The 17,909-nt window shown below is 64.6% G+C and carries 21 protein-coding genes; 20 read left to right on the top strand and 1 reads right to left on the bottom strand.

Annotated features, from left to right (window positions below; genetic code table 11):
- Positions 1-10 precede the first annotated feature (10 nt).
- From EPK99_RS20350 to EPK99_RS20340, 3 genes are read left to right on the top strand one after another with little or no spacing between them, the layout of a single operon-like run.
- On the top strand, positions 11-580 hold the full coding sequence (locus tag EPK99_RS20350) for a head-tail connector protein (RefSeq protein ID WP_128444891.1): 570 nt from the start codon (positions 11-13) through the stop codon (positions 578-580).
- Positions 580-915, top strand: a complete 336-nt coding sequence (locus EPK99_RS20345; protein ID WP_425374219.1) for a phage head closure protein — start codon at positions 580-582, stop codon at positions 913-915. The genes EPK99_RS20350 and EPK99_RS20345 overlap by 1 nt, the downstream gene beginning before the upstream one ends.
- Positions 912-1,316: a DUF3168 domain-containing protein gene (locus tag EPK99_RS20340; RefSeq protein ID WP_128444889.1), complete on the top strand. Its 405-nt coding sequence runs from the start codon at positions 912-914 to the stop codon at positions 1,314-1,316. Before EPK99_RS20345 ends, EPK99_RS20340 begins: the two co-directional genes overlap by 4 nt.
- Here EPK99_RS20340 and EPK99_RS20335 read toward each other — a convergent pair.
- On the bottom strand, positions 1,277-2,521 hold the full coding sequence (locus EPK99_RS20335; protein ID WP_128444888.1) for an MFS transporter: 1,245 nt from the start codon (positions 2,519-2,521) through the stop codon (positions 1,277-1,279). The two genes, EPK99_RS20340 and EPK99_RS20335, sit on opposite strands and share 40 nt — an antisense overlap.
- Positions 2,522-2,616: 95 nt before the next feature.
- On the opposite strand from EPK99_RS20335, the gene EPK99_RS20330 reads away from it, so the two are divergent.
- From EPK99_RS20330 to EPK99_RS20250, 17 genes are all read left to right on the top strand, one after another.
- Positions 2,617-3,024, top strand: coding sequence for a phage major tail protein, TP901-1 family (locus EPK99_RS20330; RefSeq protein ID WP_128444887.1), 408 nt, complete (start codon positions 2,617-2,619; stop codon positions 3,022-3,024).
- 5 nt (positions 3,025-3,029) lie between these two features.
- Complete coding sequence (locus EPK99_RS20325; protein ID WP_128445034.1) at positions 3,030-3,380, top strand: gene transfer agent family protein; 351 nt, start codon at positions 3,030-3,032, stop codon at positions 3,378-3,380.
- Complete coding sequence (locus EPK99_RS20320) at positions 3,377-3,598, top strand: rcc01693 family protein (protein ID WP_128444886.1); 222 nt, start codon at positions 3,377-3,379, stop codon at positions 3,596-3,598. The genes EPK99_RS20325 and EPK99_RS20320 overlap by 4 nt, the downstream gene beginning before the upstream one ends.
- A gap of 78 nt (positions 3,599-3,676) precedes the next feature.
- Positions 3,677-4,150, top strand: a complete 474-nt coding sequence (locus EPK99_RS20315; protein WP_128445033.1) for a phage tail tape measure protein — start codon at positions 3,677-3,679, stop codon at positions 4,148-4,150.
- Positions 4,151-4,172: 22 nt separating this feature from the next.
- On the top strand, positions 4,173-4,811 hold the full coding sequence (locus EPK99_RS20310) for a DUF2460 domain-containing protein (protein WP_128444885.1): 639 nt from the start codon (positions 4,173-4,175) through the stop codon (positions 4,809-4,811).
- Positions 4,808-5,683 carry a DUF2163 domain-containing protein gene (locus tag EPK99_RS20305; RefSeq protein ID WP_128444884.1) on the top strand — a complete coding sequence of 292 codons (876 nt, stop codon included), beginning with the start codon at positions 4,808-4,810 and terminating at the stop codon, positions 5,681-5,683. The genes EPK99_RS20310 and EPK99_RS20305 overlap by 4 nt, the downstream gene beginning before the upstream one ends.
- The gene (locus tag EPK99_RS20300; RefSeq protein WP_128444883.1) at positions 5,680-6,123 is read left to right on the top strand and encodes an NlpC/P60 family protein; all 444 of its coding nucleotides are present in this window, start codon (positions 5,680-5,682) and stop codon (positions 6,121-6,123) included. The genes EPK99_RS20305 and EPK99_RS20300 overlap by 4 nt, the downstream gene beginning before the upstream one ends.
- 144 nt (positions 6,124-6,267) lie before the next feature.
- Positions 6,268-10,068 (top strand): baseplate multidomain protein megatron, encoded by a 3,801-nt coding sequence (locus EPK99_RS20295; protein WP_128444882.1) that lies wholly within the window; start codon positions 6,268-6,270, stop codon positions 10,066-10,068.
- Positions 10,069-10,089: 21 nt separating this feature from the next.
- Complete coding sequence (locus tag EPK99_RS20290) at positions 10,090-10,302, top strand: hypothetical protein (RefSeq protein WP_128444881.1); 213 nt, start codon at positions 10,090-10,092, stop codon at positions 10,300-10,302.
- A 115-nt stretch (positions 10,303-10,417) separates the two neighbouring features.
- Positions 10,418-10,684 (top strand): hypothetical protein, encoded by a 267-nt coding sequence (locus EPK99_RS20285; protein ID WP_128444880.1) that lies wholly within the window; start codon positions 10,418-10,420, stop codon positions 10,682-10,684.
- A 51-nt stretch (positions 10,685-10,735) separates the two neighbouring features.
- The gene (locus tag EPK99_RS20280; protein WP_128444879.1) at positions 10,736-11,407 is read left to right on the top strand and encodes a response regulator transcription factor; all 672 of its coding nucleotides are present in this window, start codon (positions 10,736-10,738) and stop codon (positions 11,405-11,407) included.
- On the top strand, positions 11,407-12,807 hold the full coding sequence (locus EPK99_RS20275; protein ID WP_128445032.1) for an ATP-binding protein: 1,401 nt from the start codon (positions 11,407-11,409) through the stop codon (positions 12,805-12,807). Before EPK99_RS20280 ends, EPK99_RS20275 begins: the two co-directional genes overlap by 1 nt.
- Positions 12,808-13,035: 228 nt before the next feature.
- Positions 13,036-13,458: a hypothetical protein gene (locus tag EPK99_RS20270; protein WP_128444878.1), complete on the top strand. Its 423-nt coding sequence runs from the start codon at positions 13,036-13,038 to the stop codon at positions 13,456-13,458.
- Positions 13,459-13,549: 91 nt separating this feature from the next.
- Entirely contained in the window at positions 13,550-14,710 is a 1,161-nt protein-coding gene (ccmI, locus tag EPK99_RS20265) for a c-type cytochrome biogenesis protein CcmI (protein ID WP_128444877.1), read from the top strand.
- Positions 14,707-15,195: a cytochrome c maturation protein CcmE gene (gene ccmE, locus EPK99_RS20260; RefSeq protein WP_128444876.1), complete on the top strand. Its 489-nt coding sequence runs from the start codon at positions 14,707-14,709 to the stop codon at positions 15,193-15,195. The genes ccmI and ccmE overlap by 4 nt, the downstream gene beginning before the upstream one ends.
- On the top strand, positions 15,192-17,189 hold the full coding sequence (locus EPK99_RS20255) for a heme lyase CcmF/NrfE family subunit (protein ID WP_128444875.1): 1,998 nt from the start codon (positions 15,192-15,194) through the stop codon (positions 17,187-17,189). The genes ccmE and EPK99_RS20255 overlap by 4 nt, the downstream gene beginning before the upstream one ends.
- A gap of 125 nt (positions 17,190-17,314) precedes the next feature.
- Positions 17,315-17,812, top strand: a complete 498-nt coding sequence (locus EPK99_RS20250; RefSeq protein ID WP_425374218.1) for a cytochrome c-type biogenesis protein — start codon at positions 17,315-17,317, stop codon at positions 17,810-17,812.
- The last annotated feature ends 97 nt before the right edge of the window (positions 17,813-17,909 follow it).

Here is a 17,909-nt window from a genome sequence, read left to right as displayed (position 1 = left end):
AAGGCTTCCCATGACCTATGCCCTGATCACTCCGCCTGTCGCGGAGCCGCTGACGCTTGCCGAGGTGAAGGCGCATCTGCGCCTGGACCAGACCGACGAGGATGCGCTGCTCCTATCCCTGATCCGCACCGCCCGCGAACACCTGGAGCGCGAGACCGGGCTCTGCCTGATCACCCAGTCCTGGCGGCTCTACCTCGACCGCTGGCCGAGGGACGGCATCGTCCGGATTGCGAGATCTCCTGTGCAAGCGATTCAAAACGCTCGCGTCTATGATGCCGACGGTGATCCGGTTGATGTTTCACTGGAGGATCATCTGCTGGATGGCTCAGGACGTCCGGCCCGGTTCTGGCTGCGCAACCCGCCGAAGCCTGCCCAGGCGGTCAATGGCATCGAGATCGATTTTACGGCCGGCTATGGCGAGGCGGGCACGGACGTGCCCGATACGCTGAAGCGGGCCATGCTGATCCATATCGGTCACATGTTCGCCTTCCGTGGCGTGATCTCGCCCGACCAGCAGCCGGCCGGCATTCCGGACGGATACGAGCGACTGACGGCGCCGTTCAAACTGCGGAGGCTCTGATGGTCGCCTTCTTCGACCCCGGCCAGATGACCGCTCGGCTGGATATCGAAGCGCCGCAGCCGTTCGCCGATGGGCAGGGCGGCGCGACTTTGATCTGGCAGGTCCTAGCGTCGGTCTGGGCGCGGATCGAGCCCGTCTCCTTCGTCGTGGCAGAGGACGAGGCGGCCGCACAGACTGGGACGATCAGCCACCGGATCTGGCTGCGCTTCCGCGATGACGTCGTGGCCGGACAGCGGCTTCGCAAGGGCATGCGCGTTTTCACGATCAAGCTGGTGCGCGATCCGGACGAGACGCGCCGCTACCTGGTGTGCCAGTGCGAGGAGGATGCGCGATGAAATCTGCCCAGTCTCTGCTTGCCGCCCTGTTTCAGCGACTGTCATCGGATGCGGCGCTTGTCGCCATGCTCGGCGCGGACGGAGTGCGGGACCGGCTTCTGCCGCGCCCGAGCCTGCCCTGCATCGTGTTCGGCGACATGGAGACGCGCGATATTTCCGCCGATGACGGAAAGCTCGATGAGCATGTCCTGACGCTGGAAGTCTGGTCGGACGGCGAAGGGCGCCGCCAAGGCCAAGAGGTTGCGGGCCGCGTTCACACGCTTCTTCACGAGGCGGATCTGGATCTGGATCTTGGCGACACAGTTCTGGTGAACCTGCAGGTCACGAGCTTGCGCACAAGGCGCGAGCCGAAGACGAAATACTACCTTGCCGAGGTGAGGTTGCGGGCGGTGACCGAATAGGTCGTCCGGTGGTCGGCGCGTCTCACCAGACGCAGCAGCATGAGAATGCAGGCGAGCGAGATCGCGGAAAGAACAGCGCCGACGCAGAGAGCGGCTGTGGCGCCGACACGGTCGAGAAGCGCCGTGAAGACCACGGGCGCGACCCCGTTGGCAAGGTTCTGCGGCAGCGACAGCCGCGCCGCCTGCAAACCGTAGTCGCGGGCGGAAAACAGCGAGAGCGGCAGCAGCGCCCGGGCTACGGCCAGGACGCCGGTGCCGAAGCCGTAGAGGATCATGAAGACGATCAGCACCGTGGGCGTGGACGGAACGAGCGCGGCAAGCAGGAAGCTTGCAAGCGTGAGCACCGTGCCGATGACCGAGGTGAGGATGGCGTTGCCGCGCCGGCCGAGAACCGTATCGACGAAGCGGGCCGTGACCCCAAGTGCGCCGCGGGCAGAGCCGAGCTGCAGGGCGAGCGCCGGCGACGCACCGGATTGGCGCAGGAGCGCGAGCAGGGATGGCGCCAGCCCGAAGCTGACGAAGGAACTGATCGAGGTTGCCGCCGCCATGTAGAGAAAGGCGCGGCTGCGTTCGGCGGGGGTAAGATCCACCGGATCGAGCGCCGCCGCCTGCGCCTGTTCGCGGCTTTCCACGGGCTTCGGCAAACCGAACAGGTAAAGCGGCAGGCAGACGAAGACCTGGAGCGCGGCGCAGATGACGAATGTCATTCGCCAGCCGAAGAGATGATCGAGGGCGGCGAGCGCCGGCCAGAAGACGGTGGCGGACAGGCCGGTGAAGAGCATGAGAATGGCGATGACACGCTTGCCGTTCATGCCTTCGCGCTCGACGACGGCCGTATAGGCCGGAGCCGAGAGGCCGAGCGCACCGCCGATGCCGATGACCACCCAGGCAAGGGCGTAGGTTGCGATCCCTCCCGCGGCGGCGAGCAATAGCAGCCCGGCAGCAAAAATCAGCGAGGCGCAGGCGAGCACGCTCGCAGCGCCGTATCGCTTCAGCAGCCGTCCGGCCGATGGACCGGCAAATGCGCTGACCAGCATCATGATCGTCAGGCCGAAGAAAATGACCTCGTTCGGGAGACCGAGATCGGGCGCGATCACGCGGCCCATGATGCCGAGCATGTCGAAGCTCGTGCCCCAGGAAATGATCTGCGTGACGGCGAGCACCGCGATGGTTCGCGCCGAGCGCAGCGGGAGTGTCTGGGGCATTGGCGGCGACTCGGGAAGGCGAAGGATTCCGACGGCGTAGCATAGCCGCGCGAGAGGCAGAAGCCGTAGCATCGGCGAACGAAAGGGATGTGACAATGGTGGCGCAGAAGGGCAGGGACCTGCTGCTGAAGATCAGTGACGGCGGAGCATTCGTGACGGTGGCGGGGCTGCGGACGAAGCGGCTCGCCTTCAACGCGGAAACCGTGGACATTACCGACGCCGAAAGCGCCGGCCGCTGGCGCGAACTCTTAGGCGGCGCCGGCATCCAGCGCGCCTCCCTTTCGGGCGGTGGCATCTTCAAGGATCAGGCGAGCGACGCGACGGTGCGCAGCGCCTTCTTCGCGGGCAGCATTCTGTCCTGGCAGATCCTCATTCCCGATTTCGGTTCCGTTACGGGACCCTTCCAGATGACATCGCTGGAATATTCCGGCGAGTACAATGGCGAGGTGCGCTTCGAGCTAGCGCTCGAGTCGGCCGGCAGCCTTTCCTTCGGAGCGCTCTGATGAATATGGCGAGCGGACGACGCGCGAACCGCCGTCGCGGCGAGGTGGAGGCGCTGATCGACGGTCAATGCCGGATCCTCTGCCTGACGCTTGGGGCACTGGCGGAGCTGGAAACCGCATTCGCGGCCGGCGATCTTGCCGGGCTGGCGGCACGTTTTTCCTCCGGCGGGCTGAAGGCGGCCGACATGATCCGCATTATCGGCGCGGGCCTGCGCGGTGCCGGCAACCTCATCTCCGACGATGACGTGGCGGCGGCCTGTTTCGACGAAGGCGTGGCCGGCTGCGCCCGGACCGTCGGCGAACTGCTGAGCGCCACATTCGCACCGGCGGACGGAGCACCGACCGCAAACCCTTGAAGGCCGCAGCGGGCGGCAGGCTGGGCGTCGAGCCCTTCCCTTGGGAAGCGTCGATGCACATCGGCCTCTGCCTGCTGCGGCTTAAACCTCAAGACTTCTGGAGCCTGACGCCGATCGAATTCTTCGCCATGGCAGGCGGGCTGAAGCCGCGCGGGCATGGCATCGACGGGCAGAGGCTCGACGCGCTGATGGGGGATTTTCCCGATCAAGACGCCTGATGGAGACGATCCGTGACGGACAATAGCGATAACGATTTTGCCGGCAGCCTTTCCGGGGCGACGGCCTTGAGCCAGACCATGGCCGATCTGGAGGCGCGGTCACAACGCTTCGGATCTGCGCTGACGAGCGCGCTGCGCTCCGCGACCACCGGCGGCAAGGGACTGGACGACGTGCTGAAGGGGCTGGCAAACCGGCTGACGGATGTCGCGCTTTCGGCCGGCCTGAAGCCGCTGGAGAGCATGCTGGGCAATGCTGTCGGCAGCGCGCTCGGTTCGGTCACCGCTTTTGCGGATGGCGGCGTGGTGCGCGCGCCGACCTATTTTTCGACAGGCGGCGGAACCGGCCTGATGGGCGAGGCGGGCGCGGAGGCGATCCTGCCTCTGCAGCGCGGGGCTGACGGAAGTCTCGGCGTCGCGGCCTCCGGGGGCGGCTCGCAGCCGCAGATCGTCTTCAACGTGACGGCGACCGATGCAGCGAGCTTCCGCAAGAGCGAGGGTCAGGTCTCCGCCATGCTGGCTCGCAGCGTGGCGCGCGGCCGTCGGGGATTGTGACCCGATAGAGAGGAAGTAAGCCATGAGCGGTTTTCACGACGTGCGGTTTCCCCTGCGCCTGGCGCTGGGAGCAAGCGGCGGGCCGATGCGTCGCACCGATATCGTCAATCTGTCGAACGGGCGGGAACAGCGCAACCAGCGCTGGCGGGATTCGCGCCGCCGATATGATGCGGGGTCGGGCGTGAAGTCGCTCGCCGATCTCTATGCCGTGCTGGAATTCTTCGAAGCGCGGGGCGGGCAGCTCTACGGCTTCCGCTTTCGCGATCCGCTCGACTGGAAATCCTGCGGGCCAACGGAAAGCATCTCCGCAGTGGACCAGGCGCTCGGCACCGGCGACGGTGTCACGTCGAACTTTCCGCTGGTGAAGATTTATGGCGACAGCGGCGGCAATTGGGTGAGGCGCATCACCAAGCCGGTTGCGGGATCGGTGATGGTCTCAGTGGACGGGGTGACCGTAGCTACCTCGGCCTTTGAGGTGGATGCCACGACCGGCACCGTCGGTTTTGCGGCCGGTCATGTGCCGGCGGCTGGCGCGGCGATCCGCGCCGGCTTCGAATTCGATGTGCCGGTGCGCTTCGATACCGACCGCATCGATGTGGATCTGGCGCATTTCAACGCCGGTCGTATCCCATCCATCCCGCTTGCGGAGGTCCTGGCATGAGAGTTCTTCCCGACGCGCTCGCAGCGCATCTTCGCGAAGAGGCGACCACAACCTGCCATTGCTGGCGCGTAACCCGCCGCGACGGCGAGGTGCTCGGCTTTACCGAACATGATCACGACCTTGCTTTCAGCGGCACGGTCTTTCAGGCCGCAAGCGGCTTTTCCGCAAGCGAAGCGGACAGTGCATCCGGCCTTGCGGCCAGCGCCGACGAGGTATCCGGTGGATTTTCGAGTGCCGTGATCAGCGAGAAGGACCTGGCGGACGGGCATTACGACGGCGCGCGGGTGGAGTTGTTTCTCGTCAATTGGGCCGAGCCCGAGCAGCATGTGCTGCTGAACCTGCGTGAGATCGGCGACGTGGTGCGGGCTGGCGGCCAGTTCAGGGCCGAATTGCGCAGCCTTGCGCACCGGCTGAGCCAGCCGCAGGGGCGTGTCTACAACCGGCGCTGCGACGCAAGTCTGGGCGACACCCGATGCAGTGTCGATCTGGCTGTCTGGCGCGGGCAGGGGCTGGTGACCGGGATGCAGGGCGGCAGCGTCATTCGCGCTTCAGGCCTTGCCAATTTTGCGACGGGTTTCTTCGACAGGGGCAGGATGCAGTTTCCGGATGGAACCATGGCGGAGATCGACACACATCGGCGTCTGGCGGACGGAACGGCGGAACTGGGCCTGTGGTTGCCGCTCGACATGCCGGTGGCCCTGGGCACCCAATTCACCATAAGTGCCGGCTGCGACAAGAGTTTCACCACCTGCCGCCTGCGCTTCGGCAACCACCTCAATTTCCGCGGCTTTCCTCATGTGCCCGGCGCGGACTTCGCCTATTCCTACGCCGACGGGGAGCGGGTCCATGACGGCGGCCCGATCTTCGAATGAGCGCGTCCGGTGTAACGATCGTACGGCTGGCGGAAGACTGGATCGGCACGCCTTATCGTCATCAAGGCGCGCTGAAGCATGTCGGTTGCGATTGCATTGGCCTCATCCGCGGCATCTGGCAGGAGCTGTATGGCGAGGATCCGGGTCCGGTGCCGGCCTATGCGCCGGATTGGGCGGAACGCAGCGGCGAAGACCGGCTGATGAATGCGGCGCTGCGGCTCTTCGGGCCGGCGCTTCCCATCGCCGATGCGATGCCGGGCGACCTGCTGCTGTTCCGCTGGCGGGCCGATTGCGCGGCCAAGCATGCAGGCATTCTGTGCGGGCCGCAGCACTTCATCCACGCCTACGAGCAGACGGCGGTGACGCGCTCTGCGCTGGTTCCGGCATGGCGGAAAAGGGTGGCCGGCGTGTTCCGATTTCCACCCGCATCGCATGATTGAAAACCGGGTGGGGCCCGTCCTCACCGGTGCGCCGGCTGGCGCGGCGCGCACTGCTTCTGCTCCCAAACACCCCGACGCTATCACAATTTGAACGCGCATCCAGTGGCATCCGAAAAGGTGCCGGATGGCCGCGAGGGATGCTCTATGGCCACTCTTCTCTTCCAGGCGGCGGGTGCCGCACTCGGCGGCGTTTTCGGTCCGGTCGGCGCGGTGATCGGACGTGCCGCGGGAGCACTCGCGGGCAGCATGCTCGACAAGGCCCTCATCAATGGCACCACCACCGTATCCGGCGCGCGGCTGGCGACGGCAAGGCTGCCGGGCGCCGACGAGGGGACGGCGGTGAGCCGTCTTTACGGCACGGCCCGGATCGGCGGCACCCTGATCTGGGCGACGCGCTTCGAGGAGGAAGTGACGCGCGAGCGCAGCGGCTCCAAGGCGACGGGGCCGCGGGTGGAAACCTTCCGCTACTATGCCAATCTTGCGGTCGGGCTCTGCGAGGGGCCGATCGCCCATGTGCGGCGCGTCTGGGCGGACGGCCGCGAGCTGGACCTGACCGGCATCGAAATGCGCGTCCATCGTGGCGATGAGGCGCAGCTTCCCGATCCGCTGATCGAGGCCAAGCAGGGCGAGGGCAGGGCACCGGCCTATCGCGGCCTCGCCTATGTCGTGTTCGAGCGGTTGCCGCTCGACAGTTTCGGCAACCGTATCCCGGTGCTGCAGTTCGAGGTGATGCGGCCGACCGGTAGGCTGGAAAAGCAGATCCGGGCGGTCACGATCATTCCCGGTGCGACCGAACACGGCTATGCAACCGAAGCGGTCAGCGAGAAGACCGGCGAAGGCAGCGCCCGCGTGCTCAACCGCAACTCGCTGACGGCGGCAACCGACTGGCAGGCCTCGCTTGACGAGTTGCAGGCGCTCTGCCCCAACCTCCAGCGGGTGGCGCTGGTCGTCTCCTGGTTCGGGACGGACCTGCGGGCAGGGCACTGCCGCATCCTGCCCGGCGTGGAGGTCTCGGCACGCGAAGACGAGAGTGTGCAATGGGAGGTTGCGGGCGTGAGCCGTGCGACGGCGCATCTGGTCAGCCGTATCGATGGCGGCCCGGCCTTTGGCGGCACGCCGAGCGACAGCAGCGTCGTCCAGGCCATCGCGGACCTCAAGGGGCGTGGACTGGACGTCTTCCTCTATCCTTTTCTGATGATGGATATTCCGCCGGGCAATGGCATGCCCGATCCCTATGGCGAGGCCGAACAGGCAGCGTTTCCGTGGCGAGGACGGATCACCTGTCATCCTGGACCGGGACAGATGGGCACGGCCGACAGAACGTCGGCGGCGCGCAGCCAGGTGCAGAGCTTCAGCCGGGACGCAGACGGTTACCGGCGCATGATGCTGCATTACGCGGCGCTGGCGGCGGAAGCGGGTGGCGTGGATGGGTTCATCCTGGGTTCCGAACTGCGGGGCCTGACGCAGTTGCGCGATGAGATGAACCGGTTCCCCTTTGTCGAGGAGCTGGTCGATCTGGCGGCGGATGTGCGTGCGCTTCTCGGGCCTTCGGCCAAGCTGACCTACGGCGCCGACTGGAGCGAATATTTCGGCTATCATCCGGCCGACGGATCGGGCGACGTGTTCTTCCACCTTGATCCGCTATGGTCGTCGCCGGACATCGATGCGGTCGGGATCGATAACTACATGCCGCTGGCCGATTGGCGCGACGAGGATCTGTCGGCGGTCAACCCGGACGGCTTTCGCTCTGCGGAAGACATGGCTGCGATGACGCGGCAGATCGCAGCTGGCGAAGGCTTCGATTGGTATTATGCCAGCGACGCGGATCGCACGGCGCGGCTGCGCTCGCCCATCACCGACGGACTGGCGGGCAAGCCCTGGGTGTTCCGCCCCAAGGACCTGGAAGGCTGGTGGTCGAACCGCCATTTCGAGCGGGTGGGCGGTGCTGAAAAGGCGCTGCCCACGGCGTGGCTGCCCGGCATGAAGCCGATCTGGTTCACTGAACTCGGTTGCCCGGCGGTCGACAAGGGCGCCAACCAGCCGAACGTCTTCATCGATCCGAAATCGGTCGAGAGCCATTTGCCCTATTTCTCCGGCGGTGGCCGCTCGGACAGCATGCAGCGCCGGTTTCTGCAGGCGCATCATGCGTGGTGGCATGGAGACGGCCCGCTGCAGGGCATGGTCGATCCGCAGCATGTCTTCGTCTGGACCTGGGATGCGCGACCGTCGCCGGCTTTTCCGGACGACCTGTCGATCTGGAGCGATGGCGGCAACTGGCGAACCGGACACTGGCTGAACGGGCGCCTGGGCGGCACGACGCTTGCGGATCTCATCGCTGCCGTCCTGACGGAACATGGCTTCGACGACTATGACGTGTCCGACGTCGGCGGTGACGTGCTGGGCTATATCCAAGGCGACGTGACCTCGGCGCGCTCGCTGCTCGAACCGCTGCTGGAACTGTTCCAGGTGGACGTGGCGGAAGATGGCGGACTCTTGCGCTTCCGGTCTCGGCTGCGGTCAAGCCTGCCTGCGCGACAGTTGCAGATGCTGGCCGATGTGGAGGGCGAGGCGCTGTGGTCCGAGAACCGCGGCCACGACAGCGACTTCCCGGTGGAAGCGGTGCTGACCTCCTACAATCCCGTGCTCGACTACGAGCAGGCGAGCGTCAGGTCGCGGCGGGTGGAGGCGGCGAGCAAGCGCATTCTCGGTTACGACCTGCCGGCGACGCTGAGCGAGGAAACAGCGCTCACCTCCGTCGAAACGCTCCTGCGCAGCCAGCGGGTCTCGCGGCGCGCGCTGAACCTCTCATTGTCGCCTGCGGAGGTTGGGATCGAACCCGGCGATGCCGTGGAACTGGCCCTGCCGGATGGCGGCGGTGCAATCGGAACCTTCATCGTGGAGCGGATCGAGGAGGGGGATGTGCGGCGGGTGGAAGCGCGCCACCATGCGCCGCTCGCGCCCGCCGACCACTCCGGTGAAAACGCCCGGCGGAACGACGACAGCACCGTCTCGGCCGGTTTCGCCCCGATCGTCCATTGGCTCGACCTTCCGCAATATTCCGGCGGAGATGCCGCAAGCTTTGCCCGCATCGCCGCCTATTGCCGACCCTGGCGCCGCATGGTGGCCTCCTCCTCGACGGGAAGCGAAGGCTACCGTCTGCGCGCGAGCCTCGATTGCCCGGCGCGAATTGGCATGCTGAGGGAGGGGTTGCAGGCGGGGCCGCTCGGGCGGTTCGACCACGCAAACGATCTGACGCTGCAACTGTTCTTCGGCGGCCTGTCGTCCATCGACAGGTTGGCGGCTATGAGCGGAGGAAACCTGCTTGCGGTGAAAAGTGACGCCGGCGTTTGGGAAGTGGTCGGTTTTGCGGACGCGATGGAGATCAAGCCCGGCATCTGGCGGTTGAGCAGGCTGCTGCGCGGCCTGGCCGGCACGGAAGATGCCATAGCGGCTGGTACGGCTGCCGGTGCGCCGGTGGTGGTGCTGGACGAGGCGGTCATCCCGCTTGGCCTGACGAGCGAAGAGAGGGGACGTAGCCTGAACTGGCTGGTGGAAAGCACCGGCGCTTCCGGCGGCCGGATCGGCCCGATCCAGTTCAGCGGCGGTATGAGGGCGCAGACCCCATTGGCGCCGGTTCATCTGAAAGCCGAACGCAACGCATCCGGCATTACGACCCGCTGGACGCGGCGCGGACGGCTGGACGCGGATGACTGGGAGGCCTCCGACATTCCGCTGGACGAGCCCTTCGAGCGTTACCGGGTGGAAATCCTGAACGGGCCAAGTGTCAAGCGCATGGCCGAGGTCGATAGCCCCAAATTCCTTTACGCGGCCGCCGACGAACTGGCCGACTTCGGCGTACCGCAACCGAGCCTGCGCTTTCGTGTGCGGCAAATGGGTCGGGCGGTGCCGCTCGGCATCCCTGCCACGGCCGATATCGATGTTTGACAACCTCAAGGAGACGACGACATGGACGCTATGAAAGCCTGGTACAAATCCAAGACCGTCTGGGGCGCTCTGATCGCGATCGCTGCCTCGTTGCTACATGGTTTCGGGATCGATCTCGGATCGGACGCCCAGAATCAGCTGGCCGATCTGGCCGTAACGCTGGCGGGTGCGGTCGGCGGGCTCATCGCGATATACGGGCGCATCAGGGCGGAAAGCACAATCGGGGGAAATTAGCGGTGAGCCCATGCCCATTACCGAGCATTCATTTGCCATTCAGCCGCCTTTGGCTACATAATCCATCACATGCTTTGGACATGATCCTGACGTCTCGTGAGCGGAAACTGTAGACATGGCACGACTGCCGATTATCGCGTTAGTGGCCGCCGGGTTGGGGGCTTTGATTGCCTTCCAGGCCGACATGGCCCCCGCCCGCGATTATCTTGTGCTTGTCGCCGGCGACTGCGGTGCCGCAGCTTCACGAGTGATGCGCGAGACGGGCGGCCAGCTGCTTTCCGCCCAGCCTTCCTCCGACGGCCAGACCTGCATCGTGACGGTGCTGGTTCAGGGCAGCGGCAGCGAACGGCCTCGCAAGGTGACCGTCCGGGTGCCGATGTAGGACGTAACGGCTCGGGGGAGCCGGCGGCAAATCCATCTTAAAAGGCGGCTCATGCGCATTCTCGTGGTCGAAGACGACATCAACCTCAATCGCCAGCTGGCCGACGCCCTGAAAGAGTCTGGCTATGTCGTTGATCAGGCTTTCGATGGCGAGGAAGGGCATTATCTCGGCGACACCGAGCCCTACGACGCTGTCATCCTCGATATCGGCTTGCCGGTCATGGATGGCATTACCGTGGTCGAGAAATGGCGCGCCAACAGCAAGGGAATGCCCGTGCTGATGCTGACCGCGCGTGACCGCTGGAGCGACAAGGTTTCCGGCATCGACGCCGGTGCCGACGATTATGTCGCCAAGCCCTTTCATGTGGAGGAAGTTCTGGCGCGCGTGCGGGCGCTGATCCGGCGCGCTGCGGGTCACTCCTCCTCGGAGATCGTCTGCGGACCCGTGCGGCTCGACACCAAAGCTTCCAAGGCGACGGTGGACGGCGTGACCCTGAAACTCACGTCGCACGAGTTCCGGCTTCTATCCTATCTCATGCACCATATGGGAACGGTCGTGTCCCGCACCGAACTTGTCGAACATATGTACGACCAGGATTTCGACCGCGATTCCAACACCATCGAGGTCTTCGTGGGCAGGCTGCGCAAGAAGCTCGGCGTGGACCTGATCGAAACGGTAAGAGGTCTCGGCTATCGCATGCAGGCGCCGAACGACGCCACATGATCGGTCCGAGCTCCCTTACAGCCCGCGTGCTCATGCTGGCGACGCTCTGGTCGGCCTTCGCGCTCGTGGTGATCTCGATCGTCATCCTGCAATTGTATCGCCAGTCGGCGGACCGCGCTTTCACCGATCTGCTGCGCGCGCAGCTTTACAACGTGATCAATTCCATCACCATCGGCGACGACAACAAGCTGTCCGGCAGCCCGCAACTGGGCGACCTACGCTTTTCCCAGCCGGAAACGGGCTGGTACTGGATCATCGAGCCGCTCGGCACCTTCGCGGCAACCCCGCTTTCCTCGTCTTCGCTCGGCACATCCAACATCGCCGTGCCCTCCATTCTGGCCGCACCCTTCAATAATCGCTACGAACGGTTTTATCCGGCGACCGATGCTTTCGGAAACCGTGTGCTGGTCGCGGAAACGGAAGTCGTGCTGGATGGCGAGGGGCGGGCTGCGCGTTTCCGTGTGTCCGGCAATTTGTCGGTGGTTGAGGACGATATCGGTGCCTTTTCCCGCAATCTCTATATTTCGCTTGCCGTCTTCGGGTTCGGAAGCCTGGTGGTGAACGGGCTTGCCATTCTCTATGGCCTGAGGCCACTGGATGCGGCCAGACGTTCGCTGGAGAAGGTGCGGCGCGGCGAGGCGGAGCGGCTGGAAGGGGATTTCCCACGCGAGATCATGCCGCTTGCCAATGACGTCAATGCCCTGATCGAGAGCAACCGTCGCATCGTTGAGCGGGCCCGCATGCAGGTGGGCAATCTTGCCCATTCGCTGAAGACGCCGATCGCGGTTCTGCTGAACGAATCGCGCATGCTCGAGAAGGTCCAGTCGGATCTCGTCCGTTCGCAGGCGGAGGCCATGCAGGCGCAGGTGCAATCCTATCTCAACCGCGCCCGCATCGCCGCACAGCGCGAATCGCTTCTGGCACGAACCGAGGTGGAGCCCGTGCTCGAACGCCTGGTACGCGTGATGCGGCGGCTCAACCCGGAAAGGGAATTCCATCTTTCCGTTTCGCATGGCCTGGCGCTTGCCATGGAACAGCAGGACGTGGAGGAGGCCATAGGCAATCTCCTGGAGAATGCGGCCCGGTTCTGCAAGACGGGCGTATGGGTGACTGCGACTGCCGGAACCCTGCCGCAGGGGCATGAGGCGGAGGCTGGACGACGTTCATGGCTGGCTATGACAGTGGAAGACGATGGTCCGGGACTTGAGCCGGACCAGATCAAGGAGGCGCTGAAGCGCGGCCGCCGGCTGGACGAAAGCAAGCCGGGTGCGGGGCTGGGGCTCTCCATCGTGCGTGAGATCGTCACGGAGTACCAGGGACAGCTGCATCTGGGACGTGGCACGAGAGGCGGATTGCGGGTAGAGCTTCTCCTGCCCGGGCTTGCAAAGGAAGCAGCATGAGCTGTGGCCGATGAGCAACTGCCTTAAGACTTGCTGCCGCACCGGCTGGACGGTTTTATCGCCTGCTATATCTTGGACTGCAACCGCAAGACGGCGAACCGACAAAACGGAGATGAGACGATCGCTGCCCTATTCCCCCGCGCCTCCGGTGCCATAATGATGACACGAGAAGGTGAGTTCTGCCGGCAGAGATTTCACGCGCCTGTCCGCAAACCGGTTTCCGACAAAATGAGCTTTGTGAGCCCCCGTAACACGGTTTCCCTGCTGATTGCTGCCAGCCTTTTGGTGGCATGCAATACGACATCGGCCGGATCGCGCGTCCCCGTATCGTCGCGGTCCTCTGCCTCGACCGACTACATCACCGCGCTTCAGGGCGGTATTGTCGGGCGCATGGGCGCAGAGCTTTCAAACAGCGATCGTTCGCGCGCGCTGGAGGCGGAGTACCGGGCACTTGAAGGGGCTGCAGGCGGACAGGCGATCGACTGGAAAGGCGGCGATGCCAGCGGAGAGGTCATCGCTAACGCCCCCTTCCAGGTCGGGACGCAGAACTGCCGCCAATATCGTCATACAGTGACCGCAAAGGGCAAGGATCTGGTGGCGAAGGGCGCTGCCTGCCGTAATTCCGATGGAACCTGGACGCCGCTGACCTAGCGTATTCACGAACTTGCGGCCAAACGCCTCAATTTCACGTCAACGCCGGCAGATCGGTTGGAAAGCGTGGTCCATTGCAGTAATGGGACCTATGGTTTTATGGATCCTTCTTGCGTTTCTGACGGCGGGCGTCGCGGCTGTGCTGCTCATGCCTTTTGCACGCACCGCAGCAGCGACGCCTGCCGACCGTGCCGGTGACGTCGAGGTCTATCGCGACCAGCTCGAAGAACTGAACCGCGACCGTGCGCAGGGACTGATCGGCACGCAGGAAGCCGAGTATGCGCGCGCCGAAATCGGGCGGCGGCTTCTGGCGGCGGCAGGAGCAGGCTCAGTGTCGGGTACGGTGGCGGCCAAGGCTAGCCGACATCGGGTCGCAACTGCGATCGTAACCTTGCTGCCTCCCGTGCTGGGGCTCTGTCTTTACTTGTCGCTCGGGAATCCCGGTCTGCCGGATCAGCCTCTGCAGGCGCGGCTTGCCAATCCGGGCAATAATCTGGCGCTGCTGGTCACCAAGGCGGAACGTCATCTGGCGCAAAACCCGCAAGACGGCGCCGGCTGGGACCTGCTGGCCCCCATCTATCTGCGCAGCATGCGGCTGGGCGACGCGGAACTGGCCTTCCGAAATGCGGTTCGCATTCTCGGGCCCAGCGCGACCAGGCTGACCGGGCTCGGAGAAACGCTTGTGGCGGCGAGCGACGGTGTGGTGACGGACGATGCGCGCGCTGCCTTCGAGCAGGCGGTGAAGCTCGACCCGGACAATCCGCGCGCCCGCTTTTATACCGGCCTGGGCCTGGAGCAGGCAGGACGCGCGCCCGAAGCGAAAGACGTGTTCGAGAAGATCGCCGGCGAATCGCCGTCCGACGCGCCCTGGATGCCGCTCGTCAACGAACACATCGCCAAAAACGGCGGACAGGTGGCGCCGAAGGGTGCTGCCGGAAGCGATGCCGCGCAGGCGCCCGGTAATCCGTCTTCGCAGGACGTCGCCGCCGCCGGCCAGATGTCGCAGGGCGACCGCCAGCAGATGATCCGCGGCATGGTGGACAGCCTGGCGGCGCGGCTGAAGGAAGATCCCAAAAACCTGGACGGCTGGCTGCGGCTGGTGCGGTCCTATGCCGTGCTTGGTAACAAGGCCAAGGCGCAGGAGGCCCTGAAAAGCGGCCTCACGCAATTCCCTGCCGTGGGCGAAGACGGCAAGCAGCTTGTGGCACTGGCGCAAGAGATGGGTCTTGCCGCCGAAGGAGCAAATCCATGACGCGCAAGCAGAAGCGGCTGGCGGTGATCCTCGGCGGCGTGAGCTTCATCACGGTGGCGGTGCTGCTGGTCATGTTCGCCTTCAGCCAGTCGGTCGCCTATTTCTTCATGCCGGCCGATATCGCCCAGACGGAGATCCGACCGGGCACCCGTATCAGGCTTGGCGGCCTGGTGGCGGAAGGCTCTGTCAAACGCGGGCAGGGCTCGACCGTCAGCTTCACCGTGACGGACGGCAAGGGCAATGTGCCGGTAACCTATACCGGTATCCTGCCGGACCTGTTCCGCGAGGGGCAGGGCGTGGTGACGGAAGGCGCGTTCGATGCAAGCCATGCTTTCGTGGCGGACAGTGTGCTCGCCAAGCACGACGAGACCTATATGCCGAAGGATGTCGCCGACCGGCTGAAGAAAGAGGGCGTCTGGGAAGACGGCAAGGCTACTGCGAAGGGCGCGGGTATGCCTGTGGCACAGGGAGTTGTGCGGCAATGATCATCGAGATCGGACACTATGCCCTCGTCCTGGCGCTTGCGACTGCGCTGATCGTGTCCGTGATGCCGATGATCGGCGCAAGGCGCGGCGACATGGCCATGATGACGCTTGCCACCACCGGCTCGCTGGCGCTGTTTGCGCTAGTCCTCATGTCTTTCGGCGCCCTGACCTGGGCCTATGTCGTATCGGATTTTTCAGTGGTCAATGTCTGGGAAAACTCCCATTCGCTGATGCCGCTGATCTATAAATTTTCCGGTGTCTGGGGCAATCACGAAGGCTCCATGATGCTCTGGTTGCTGATCCTGTGCCTTTTCAGCGCGATGGTGGCACTGTTCGGCCGCAACTTGCCCGAGACGCTGAAGGCCAATGTGCTGGCGGTGCAGGCCCTGATTGCCAGCGCCTTCCTGTTCTTCATCCTGCTGACCTCCAACCCGTTTCTGCGTCTTGACCCTGCGCCGGCGGAAGGTCAGGATCTCAACCCCGTGCTGCAGGATCTGGGCCTCGCGATCCATCCGCCACTCCTCTATCTCGGCTATGTGGGCTTTTCGGTCTGTTTCTCCTTTGCCGTCGCAGCGCTTATCGAAGGACGCATAGACGCTGCCTGGGCGCGCTGGGTGCGGCCCTGGACCCTGGCGGCCTGGACCTTCCTGACGGCCGGTATCGCCATGGGTTCCTACTGGGCCTATTACGAACTCGGCTGGGGCGGCTGGTGGTTCTGGGATCCGGTCGAAAACGCGTCCTTCATGCCCTGGCTGGCCGGAACCGCGCTCCTCCATTCCGCCCTTGTCATGGAAAAGCGGGAGGCGCTGAAGATCTGGACGGTGCTGCTCGCCATCATCACCTTCTCCCTGTCGCTGCTCGGGACTTTCCTCGTGCGCTCCGGCGTGCTGACCTCCGTCCATTCCTTCGCGACCGACCCGACACGCGGCATCTTCATCCTTTGCATTCTGGCGATCTTCATCGGCGGCGCCTTCACGCTGTTTGCATGGCGGGCGCCGAGCCTCAAATCCGGCGGCCTGTTCGCGCCGATCTCGCGGGAAGGCGCGCTGGTGCTGAACAACCTCATCCTGACGGTTGCGACCGGCACGGTGCTGACGGGCACGCTCTATCCGCTCGTGCTGGAAACGCTGACGGGTGAAAAGATCTCCGTCGGCGCACCCTTTTTCAACATGACCTTCGGCCTGCTCATGCTGCCGCTGCTGGTCGCGGTTCCCTTCGGGCCGCTGCTGGCCTGGAAGCGCGGCGATCTGCTTGGCGCGCTGCAACGGCTCTACCTTGTCGCAGGCCTTTCGCTGGTGGCCGGGCTGGTCTTCTTCTACATCTATAATGGCGGGCCGATCCTGTCGATCTTCGGTCTGGCACTCGGCTTCTGGGGCATGTTCGGCGCTGTCGCCGATCTCTGGTATCGCGGCAATTTCGGCAAGGTGAAGCTCGGCGTCGCCTTCCGACGGCTGTCCGGTCTTCCACGCTCCACCTTCGGCACCGCCCTTGCCCATTTCGGCCTCGGCGTCACCGTGCTCGGTATTTTTGCCGCCACCACGTTCGGAACCGAGACGGTGACCGAGATGAAGCCCGGCGCCTCTGTCGATGCCGGCGGCTATACGCTGACCTTCGACGGCATGCGCGAAGCGGCAGGTCCGAATTACACCGAAAGCCGCGGGCACTTCACGGTCAAGCGCGGCAGCGTCTCGGTGGCGGAAACATGGTCTTCGAAGCGGCTCTATACCGCCCGGCGCATGCCGACGACGGAGGCAGGAATCCTGAGCTTCGGCGCCAGCCAGCTTTACGTGTCGCTGGGCGATCCCATGGCGGATGGCGGCATCGTCGTGCGGATATGGTGGAAGCCTTTCATTCTCTGCATATGGGGTGGTGCGCTGGTGATGATGTTCGCCGGCTTCGTGTCGCTCTCCGACCGCCGCCTGCGAGTGGGCGCGCCGAGCCGGAAGGCGAAGGCGGCGAAGGTCGTCAAGCCGGGGCTGGAGGCTGCGGAGTGAAGGCTCTCTTTTTTCCCTCATTCCTGTGCTTGTCACAGGAATCCAGCCGCGCCATGTCGATGGCGCGAAAGGCTCTTCCCACAGCGCGGACGCGCTGTGACTGGATTCCTGTGACAAGCACAGGAATGAGGAAGGGAAAGGCCTTGCCCGCTTCCTGGACCGCCGGCCTTTTCGCGAAACTTGTCCTCTGCATTGTCCTTCTCCTCGCCCCTCTGCCTGCCTTTGCCGTCAACCCGGACGAGATCCTTCCCGACGCAACCCAGGAGCATCGGGCGCGGGAGATTTCGTCGCAGCTGCGCTGCATGGTTTGCCAGAACCAGTCGATCGACGATTCCAATGCGGACCTTGCTCGCGATCTGCGACTGTTGGTGCGTGAGCGGATCAAGGACGGTGACAGCGACGGCCAGGTGATCGACTACGTGGTGTCGCGATACGGCGAGTTCGTGCTTCTGAAGCCGCGCCTCAACGCCAGGACGATCATCCTCTGGGCAATGCCGGTGCTGCTTTTGCTGATCGGTGGCCTCAGCCTCTTGGCTGTCCTGCGCAAGCGTCCTGCGCAGCGTACGGTTGCAGCTCTGACCGCCGAGGAGCAGGCGAGGATCGAGGACCTTTTGAAGAAATGAGCGACTGCGCGTGCGTTCTGCCAATATTACCAAGAATTCACGCCTCCGCCACGTGCAGTTAACCTGACGCCGCCTATATCTCTGTCATCCACCGCCT

Origin of the sequence: Neorhizobium lilium (genome assembly GCF_004053875.1) — a bacterium.
Lineage (GTDB): Bacteria > Pseudomonadota > Alphaproteobacteria > Rhizobiales > Rhizobiaceae > Neorhizobium > Neorhizobium lilii.
Note: the sequence above shows the minus strand (reverse complement) of the source record. Positions and strands in the feature narration are given on the sequence as shown.